Consider the following 8931-nt stretch of genomic DNA (forward strand, 5'->3'; position numbering starts at 1 on the left):
TCCGCGTTATCTGCACTTCTCGCCCTCGCAACGTTAATGAAACGCCTTAGGAATAACGACTCATGAAACAGATGTGGATCACCGGTCATGGCGGACCTGAAAGGCTCGAAATGCGTGAAGCGAAGGACCCCGTTGCGAAGGCCGGCGAGGTGCGCGTGCGCGTCGAGGCTTGCGGCATCAACTTCGCCGATATCCTCGCGCGGCGCGGCTTGTACCCTGATTCGCCGCGCCCGCCGATGGTCGTCGGCTACGAAATATCGGGGACGGTCGATCAGACCGGTAGTGGCGTCGACGAGCAATGGCTCGGTCGCGACGTGTTCGCGCTCGTCCGCTTCGGCGGATACGCCGACACCGTGACGGTTCCTGCGTCGCACGTATTTGCGAAGCCGGCCGCGCTCGATCACGCGCACGCCGTCGCGCTGCCCGTGCAGTACCTCACTGCGTGGCAGTTGCTGGTGGTGATGGGCGCGCTGACTCCCGGCGATTCCGTGCTGATTCATAACGCGGGCGGCGGCGTCGGGTTGGCGGCGATCGACATCGCCCGTCACCTGGGCGCGGCAATCTACGGCACGGCAAGTCCCGGCAAGCACGCGTTCCTGCTCGAACGCGGCCTTCATCACGCGATCGATTACACGCGCGGAGACTGGAAAGCGGAACTGATGCGGCTGACTTCCGGCGCCGGCGTCGAACTGATCATCGATCCTCTCGGTGGCGCGCATTGCGCGAAGAGCTATTCCGCGCTGCGCCCGACAGGTCGCCTCGGCATCTTCGGCATTTCCAGCGCTGCGGCATCGCAATTGCCTGGCCTGCTGCGCCTGATCGCGCTCGCCGCCGCAACCCGATGCTTCCATCCGCTCGGACTGATGAGCCAAAATCGTGGCGTGTTCGGAGTCAATCTCGGTCATCTCTGGGACGAATTCCCAAAGCTGCAGATCTGGATGAAATCACTGCTTGACGGCGTCGACGAGGGTTGGATTCGTCCCCATGTCGACCGCACGTTCCCGTTTCAGGACGCCGGTAACGCGCATGCGTGGTTGGAAGATCGCAGGAATGTTGGCAAAGTCGTGTTGAAAGTCACTCATGTATAAGCTCGTGGTTCTTTTGCTGAATCGTCGGGATAGGTGCAGGAACGCGCTTTTAAAATCCTGTCAGGCCTGGAACGACAGGCTCCCACCCCAATAAAGGCTCTCGCAACTGTTCGTGCATTCGTACGACGTTCTCTATGCGGCCTCGTCCTTCGAGGCGTGTATGGCCGAAACTTTGATGCGTGGGCGTTTCCGAGGTGTCGAGGCAGAAACGCCGCACGTCATTGATGAGAAAGCCATCACGGATCGCTGTGTCGCCGTACTGGAAATGGAGAACGCCCGCCCTCTGCGCCTTGAGGATCTCACCGAACCTCGGTGGTAGTCGGGATTCGACATGCAGGTTCTCAACACCGAACTATTTCGCTCCGAATAGATGGAGTGCCGCCCTCCTCGACGACGAAGCATTCGTGGACAGCATCTACTTTCGCTCACGCTTCGCAAATGCGATATCAGTCGCCCTGTGTAAGTCTCATTAGACACGGCACCTCAGTCCCCCTGATCGATCATCCATCTCTTCCGGCCTTCCTTGACCGGTTCGATATCGGCATTGCCTATCCAGGAGGTGCCGATTGGCCGGCGCAAGAAGCTTCCTAAATCGGGACACTCTCAGCGCCTGCGACCGCCAAGAACGCTTAAAAATCAGCCGATATCGCGCCGAATGCAGGAGCGAACCGCGCGATGGAAGCTCAATGTCTTCCAAAGTCGGTTCCAGATTCGGTCGCATCTCGATACCAAGCACTCCATATGAAATAATAGATTTATGTCAAATTATGGCGTACAGATTGCGCCTTTTGCCGTGGAGCGCGAACACGCCAGTCTTCAACGAGCGGAAGAAGCCAATTCTTGAACAGTTCACCGAGGAATTGAGTGTGGACGCCTTACTGTTCAAGAGCCTTCTCCTAGATTCCGCACATGATACGGCCCTGCCTCTACGTTCCGCACTGCAACACGCCCGGCTCTCGACCGGGCATTGTTAAGAATTGACGCGGCGGCTATGCCAGTGCGGCGCTGTGATAATGACGCGATGAGAAAACCGCGAGACGATCCGCGATCTCGAGATCAGACCAAGCGAAGAAGGCACAAGGCAGAGAAGTGAGCGCTCTCGTACGGTTGGCATAAAAAAATCTGACAGCCATCCTTCCGCGCCGCGAAACCCTAAACGCGTCACGTCCTCCATCTCACACACCACGACTCGTCGCGGAAACAATTCCGATGCGCCTTGGTCGCTAGTCGTTTCGCGCCGTATGCGTGGCGGATAACGGCGACATATGCGTCTTTCATATTCGATTCGGGAATCTAGAATTAGCTCAGGCTACAAGCTGAGATCGAGATAAGTACAACTTCCAGATATCACGTAAATAACGATTCGGGAGGAGACGTGATTGTCGCCAGTAGGATCACCACAGGAATCCGCTCACGCCGACTGTGCTGGCCGGACGCAGCGGACAACTGAAGACAGACGCCGATCCGGCAAGACGTGCCATCTACACCCTGCGCGCAGGCGATCTGCATGCCGGGGCGCAGCGGACCGTGTGTCTCCTCGCTCACGCGCAGCGTCCGGCGTTGTGTGCCCTCACCTGCTTTCCGACTAACGACCGAGTCGAAGGAGGCGTCATGGCCAGCATCCCTTTTTCACGGGCTGTTCGTCTGCTCGTCGTTTGCTTATCGCTGCTTCCCGCGCTGTCCGCCGAATCAGCCGACGCTCCTACGACCGCAACCATTCTCGTCCCCGCCAGAAGCGAATCGACCGCCCTCGACCAGTCCATTCAGGTCGAGATGAACGGCACGGCCGCTGTCTCGTGCGATGACATCGATCTCTTCGTCGAGAACAAGTCTGGACTCGTCCAGTGCACGGCCGGTCCGAGCGACCGCGTACTGCTGTTCACGCTGTCGCGCGATGCTGCGGACGCCGATCAAAGCAATCGCCGCACCTGGGCAGCGATTCTGGGCAGTCCGCTATCGCCGACGAAAGAGGTGAACATTGTCGTCAGGTCCGCCAGTAAGCCGCTCTTGATCCAGTTCAAACCCAAGGACAAGAACAAGGAAAATAGCGCACCTCCGTCGATACCCGCTACGCATGCCGCAGGCGAGAGCGCGGCGTCCGCAGCATCCGCAGCATTGGGGGCGTCCACCGCGGACGAGACCGCTAGTACCCCGGTCAATGCATCCGGCAACAAGACGAAGACGGTAACAGTGCTGACCATCAAACTGCATGTCTTCAACGGAATCCTGATGATCATCGTGTTGTTGCTGGTGCTGCTCGTCGTCGCCTGCACGATCGTCGTGCTGCACATGGGGCTCGGGCGCGACAGTGGCATTCCGCAGATGCGCATCGAAAAACTGCCGTTCAGTCTGGGACGATGTCAGATGGCGTTCTGGTTCATGCTGACCTTCTGGGCCTTCTGCTTCATGTACGCGCTCGTCGGTCAGACCGATACGCTCAACGCTGAATCGCTCATGTTGATGGGCATTTCGGCGGGAACTGCGCTCACGTCTATCGCGATCGACAAGTCCAAGAACGAGACGGTCAACATCGAGAAGGCCGTGAACGCGCTGGGCCTGACCTCGCGCTGGCATGTCGAGCTGTTGCACGACATTGTCTTTCCGGATGAGCGGAAGCCTCTGTCGCGCTTTCTCCGCAATGGCGTTCGCGCCATGATGCGCAGCCGCGAGCAGCGCGATCAGTCACGTCGCCCCGAGCTGCAAGACATAAAGCCCGACACGCGGATCGCCGACGCCCCGATCCGCGGTTTCGATTCAGCCGTCGCCGACACCTACAAAGACCTGTGGGACAAGTACGACGCGCTGATCGAACCGATCAGGTCGAACGGATTCATCGCCGATCTCGTCACCGATGCAAGCGGTCCGACAATCGGACGCTGGCAGATCCTCATCTGGACGGTGACGCTGGGCATGGTATACATCATCAGTACGTGGCAGCGTCTCGAACTGCCCGAATTCGGCACGACGTTGCTTACCCTGATGGGCATATCGAGCGGCGTCTATCTCGGCTTCAAGGTGCCGGAGAAGCAAGTGCCCGATGCGCAATCGCAGAAGCCCGCCGAGACGGCAAAGAACACCCCGCCAGTACGGAAGCCGAACGAGTCCAAGCCTGGCGACGGCAAGGGCAAGGCGGACGACGACAAGCGCAAGCCGGGCGACGACACGACGAACTCGCCATCGGCACAGCAACAAGCCGGTCCCGCCACGGCCGCGTCACCCGCACAGGAAGCAGCCGATACCCCCAAGACGCAAGACCCGGCATCCAGCAGCGGAGGCGCGCAATGAAGCGTGAGGACGATCGAATGGAAGCGGAGTCCGAAATAGCCAAAATGGCGCGCAAGCGCCGCGCGCACATCGGCGCGTCCAGCGCGGAAGGTTCCATCGAACTATCGGGCATTGCGTTGTCCGGAGGCGGAATTCGCAGCGCGACATTTTGCGCCGGCCTGCTCAAGACCCTCGCGCGCAATGGCGTTCTGAGCCGGTTCGATGTGATGTCCACTGTTTCCGGCGGCGGATATATCGGCGCGACCATCGGCAAGCTGTACAACAACGCGGTCAACCGCGACGAGACCTCTGGGCAGAGCGTCACCCCCCGGACAGCACGCGAAATCGAAGAAGCCATCGCCGATGCCGACGCCCGGCGTTTCGCCGCCTGGCTCCGCGCCAACGGCCGCTATCTCATTCCCAACGGCACGAAGGACCTGCTGTTCGCATCCGCGAACTTCGTACGCGGCCTGATCGGCGTTCACTTCGAACTAGCCGTTCTGAGCATGTTGATCGGCGGCTTACTGGTTGGGCTGGACCTCGCGGTATGGGCGTGGGCGGACTGCATTTTCTGGCGAGGAGACTGCATAGCGCCGGGCTGGATTGGAACCGGCACGCTCGGCGTGCTCTCGCTCTGGCCCACCATCTGGATTCTGCTGCCGATACCTGTATGGATCGGATGCGTGCTCGCCGTCGCCTACTGGACTGCGCCCGAGACGGAAGGCGGCCGCGTCGATGTTCAACACTGGCTGATCGCGTTGTGCAGCGTGGTGGCCATGACCCTCATCCGCCACTTCGGCCACCTGAGCAGCTCCGCTCCGGACGGCAGCACGGTCACGCTGGGAAGGCTCGAACTGTCCGTGGGATGGGTCGTTGCGATGCAGGCTTTTCTGAGTGCGACCGTGTTCGGCGTCTGTCTTGCCGGCATCATGCGATATCGCACGCCCAAAGCGCCGGATGCGCTTCGCAACCGATTGACGAGCGGCCTCGCCTTCGTTCTGCGCATCATTCTGCTTATCGTTCTGCTCGGCATCATCGACGGTCTCGCATGGTGGTTCGCCAACCGAAAAGACGCCAACTCGGGCGTGATCGGCGGCGGCATCATGATCGCGATCATCGTCCTGCGCGTGCTTCTGCCCAGGATCTCCGACCTGCCTCAGAATCTCGCGCCGCTTTCGCGTCGCAGGCTGCTCGCTCTGGTCAACCTGGCGGGCATCGCGATTCTCGCGCTGATCGTCGCCTTCTGGGTCAGTCTGCTGCATCGTACGGTAACGGGCGCGCTGTTCGGCCACCCTCTTACGAGGATGGACTTCGGTCTCGCAGTCCTCTGGCTTGCGTTCATGGTGACGGCGCCGCTCGTCGTGGCGCTGGTGTCGTTCCGGAACCTCGATGCGCTCAATCGATCCTCGCTCTACTCGTTCTATCGCGCGCGGCTGGTGAGAAGCTATCTCGGCGCAGCGAACCCCGAGCGCTTCCGTCAAAAGACCGGCGAATGCGAGACCGGCGCTCCACTCGCCCCCAATCTGAACGAACCGATGCTGCGCATCGACAACGTGCATCCGTTCGACGATGTGAGCATCGACCGCTATGAGCCTCATGAAGCCGGCGGCCCGATACACATCCTGAACGTCTGCATCAACCAGACGCGCGACCCGCGAGGCGGCCTGTTCAATCAGGACCGCAAGGGGCTGCTGATGACGGTCGGTCCCAACGGCATGAGTCGGGTCGGGTCGCGCGGCTGGATCAAGGTCGACCCTACGGGTGCGCCGAGTCTCGGCTCGTGGATGGCCATTTCGGGCGCGGCGGTGTCGCCCGGACTCGGCGGCCAGACACGCCCTGGCATCGCGGCGCTTTCGACAATAGCGGGCCTGCGCCTCGGCTACTGGTGGGACAGTCAGGCGATCGGACGAGCGGAGGGTTCCGGGAGGCTTGCGCGGTGGCACGGAGCGCGCACTGGCAAGTACGGTCAACTGGTGAGCGAACTGGTCGGCCGGTTCAGCGGCGACGACCGGCGATACTGGTATCTGAGCGACGGCGGACATTTCGAGAACACCGGCGCTTACGCCCTGTTACGCGAGCAATGCAGCCTCGTCGTGGTGGCCGACTGCGGCTCGGACCCGCGCTACGGCTTTCGCGACCTCGAAAATCTCGTGCGGAAAGCGCGCATCGACCTGCATGCGGAAGTGACCTTTCTGCGGCCCAAAGCGGACGGCGAGCAAAAGCTCTGCGGGTTCGGCTCGCTCGACGAACTGGCCTCGGACGACAGTACGGCCTGTCTCGCGCTCGCGAGGATCGTCTACGCGAATTCGATGAAAACGGGCTACATGATCGTCGTGAAGCCGAACATCTACGCCGACATGCCCGTCGATCTAATGAGCTTCAAGGCGGACAACCCGCAGTTCCCGCAGGAGCCGACGACCGACCAGTTTTTCAGCGAAGCTCAGTGGGAAAGCTACTTCCGGCTCGGTCAGGCGCTCGGGCAACATTTGACGAGCGACGTTCTTGACCAACTCGAACCCTTCGCCGAAGCGCATTTCGTCACGGAACATGCGGTGGATCCGGTCACGGGCGCGAAAGATCCGCCCGCGCAGAACAGGCGTCTTCCCGCACCGATTGCTGCGGCGGGCGCGGTCACGGCATCGTTCAGCATCGGCGCGATCGCGACGTTCGGGTTCAGTACGTGGCAGGCGGTCAAAGCCGAGCTTCAGGCGAGAGACAGCAGTTCGCACATCCAGCCTGCATCGATGAAAGAACTCACCGACATCTTCGGCAAGATGCCGATATCGAGTTCCGCGCACAGCGTCTCGGACGATGCGCGCATCGGCGAAATGGCGTCCGCGCTCTGGCGTATAGGCGAGATCGAATGCACGGAACAGAATTCGCAAGCGTTCAGAAATTCGCATCTGATCGAGACGATGGTGAGCAAAACCAAGGAGGCGTGCTCGAGTCTGAAACAACCTCATCCGTCGTGCGTTGCGCTCGTCGACGATGCGGCTCCGGATTGCTTGCAAGCGAAGCCGCGCGATCTGTGCGAGCCGCAATACTGGATTCGCAGCTATGGCGACACCAGTCGCAAGACCATCAATTGCCCGAACCACGCGATATGGAGTACATCCGTGTCGACCGGGCCGCATTCGACGGCACCACCTCTTCCCGCCGATCTGTCGGCTTCGTCGGCTTCCTCTGCTTCGTCGGCGGTGGAGGCAGGGGCGGCATCGGGGCCACAGGTACCGGCGCCGCCTGCTGCGTCGTCCGCGCAAAGTGCTTCGGCACCGGGTCAGTCCGCGTCGGCACCGCCGGGGGATAAGAATGTGGCGAACGCCTGCGCCGGCCGCTCCATCTACATCCAGATCTACGGTCCCGAGATGCGCGACCGCGTCCGTTCGTTGCGCGATCCGTGGCGCGCGCTGGGCGCATCCGTTCCGCCAATCGAAGATGTCTGGGACACGGCCAGGCGCAACGGCCGGACCGCGCCACAGCCCTACGGCGTCCCAACGGTGATCTATCACGATGCCGCCTCGAAAGCCTGCGCCGACCTGCTGGTCCCGAAGGGCGCAGCGCCCGCATGGACGGTCGTGCCCTTGTCCAGGCGGCTCGAAGGCCGTCCGGGCACGATCGAAGTGTGGTTCCCTCCTTTACAGTCGAGCGCGTCGACGCCACCCGGCAAGGCGTAGTGTTATCAGGAAGACGTTCGCGCTGACGGCCCCGAACGATTCGCGTTCATTTGTCATGCGATGCTTCAGGCTTGTAAGCGTCGAGATATCTATAGTGTTCGTGCAGTCGTTGAATAATTTGGAGAAGCCTAAGCGGAAGATCATGGATCGCGATGACATCAGGCAAACGGCGCAAGATTGCTATGGCCATTGGCCCCACGATACCAAATGCGAGCAAGATACCGTGAATTCGATTGATGGCGGCCGTACGTTCAGTCACCAAACCCTCACGCGTTCGATGTAACGCGGCTAGAAGTTGCTGGGCTTCTGTCGAGGCTCGACGAAGCGCATTGTTGGTCGGGACGCCGCTTCACAGATCGCTTCAGTATCGATGTAGTCATTCTTGTTGCTCTTCACGAACGGCCGCACGTATTGCGGCGAAATCAGTTTGGTCACAGGCCCCAACGCGTTCAGCTTGCGTGCTAGCCAGCGCGAACCAACACAAGCCTCCATAACGACAGTAACGGCTCTGAGATTGCTGAAGAAGGAAAGCAACTGCTGACGCGAAAGGTTCTTGCGAAAGATCGCATGGCCCTTCGCATGTAGCCCGTGAGCATGAAACACAAGCTTGCCCAGATCGATGCCGATCAGTTCGCCCTCGTCAATGTCACCCTCCCTCTACGTTGGATCGAATCTCTCATCGCAGGATCATCGCTGGAATCGGGCTGGCCATTTCATTATGTCGTTCCTCGGGGATTTTTGAGCGCAAGCTGGACCGGTTTTCGCGATCTGTGGAGGCCGGCCAGAAGCGCGATCGAGACGATCACCATGATCATGCGTGAAGTCGATCGATTGAAGGTCATCGAAGCAGTCGTCCAGACGGGCCTGACGCCCGGCCTGTTGCCGACCTCGCGCAGTATTGCGAC

5 protein-coding genes and 1 pseudogene are annotated in these 8931 nt (G+C 60.6%); 5 read left to right on the forward strand and 1 reads right to left on the reverse strand.

What is annotated here, in order from left to right:
• Positions 1-62 precede the first annotated feature (62 nt).
• The 4 genes from PQR08_RS30310 to PQR08_RS30325 all read left to right on the forward strand — a co-directional run bounded on the left by PQR08_RS30310 (position 63) and on the right by PQR08_RS30325 (position 8026).
• On the forward strand, positions 63-1088 hold the full coding sequence (locus tag PQR08_RS30310; RefSeq protein WP_250484811.1) for a zinc-binding dehydrogenase: 1026 nt from the start codon (positions 63-65) through the stop codon (positions 1086-1088).
• Between the two features lie 112 nt (positions 1089-1200).
• Complete coding sequence (locus PQR08_RS30315) at positions 1201-1407, forward strand: RES domain-containing protein (RefSeq protein ID WP_313761187.1); 207 nt, start codon at positions 1201-1203, stop codon at positions 1405-1407.
• A gap of 1103 nt (positions 1408-2510) precedes the next feature.
• Positions 2511-4373, forward strand: coding sequence for a hypothetical protein (locus PQR08_RS30320; protein WP_250484813.1), 1863 nt, complete (start codon positions 2511-2513; stop codon positions 4371-4373).
• 17 nt (positions 4374-4390) lie between these two features.
• The gene (locus PQR08_RS30325; RefSeq protein WP_250484814.1) at positions 4391-8026 is read left to right on the forward strand and encodes a patatin-like phospholipase family protein; all 3636 of its coding nucleotides are present in this window, start codon (positions 4391-4393) and stop codon (positions 8024-8026) included.
• 79 nt (positions 8027-8105) lie between these two features.
• On the opposite strand, the pseudogene PQR08_RS30330 reads toward PQR08_RS30325, so the two are convergent.
• Positions 8106-8671, reverse strand: a pseudogene (locus PQR08_RS30330) (IS110 family RNA-guided transposase); the annotation flags it as partial.
• Between PQR08_RS30330 and PQR08_RS30335 the strand changes: the two are divergent.
• On the forward strand, positions 8621-8931 hold a 311-nt coding region (locus PQR08_RS30335; RefSeq protein ID WP_408163369.1), incomplete at its 3' end, for a hypothetical protein. The pseudogene PQR08_RS30330 and the gene PQR08_RS30335 sit on opposite strands and share 51 nt — an antisense overlap.

This window comes from Caballeronia jiangsuensis, from assembly GCF_046030135.1.
GTDB classification, from domain to species: Bacteria; Pseudomonadota; Gammaproteobacteria; order Burkholderiales; family Burkholderiaceae; genus Caballeronia; species Caballeronia jiangsuensis.

What these genes read in the sequence shown, in the direction of transcription:
- PQR08_RS30310 (WP_250484811.1), top strand. Translation starts at nt 63, where the DNA reads ATGAAACAGATGTGGATCACCGGTCATGGCGGACCTGAAAGGCTCGAA.
- PQR08_RS30325 (WP_250484814.1), top strand. Translation starts at nt 4,391, where the DNA reads ATGGAAGCGGAGTCCGAAATAGCCAAAATGGCGCGCAAGCGCCGCGCG.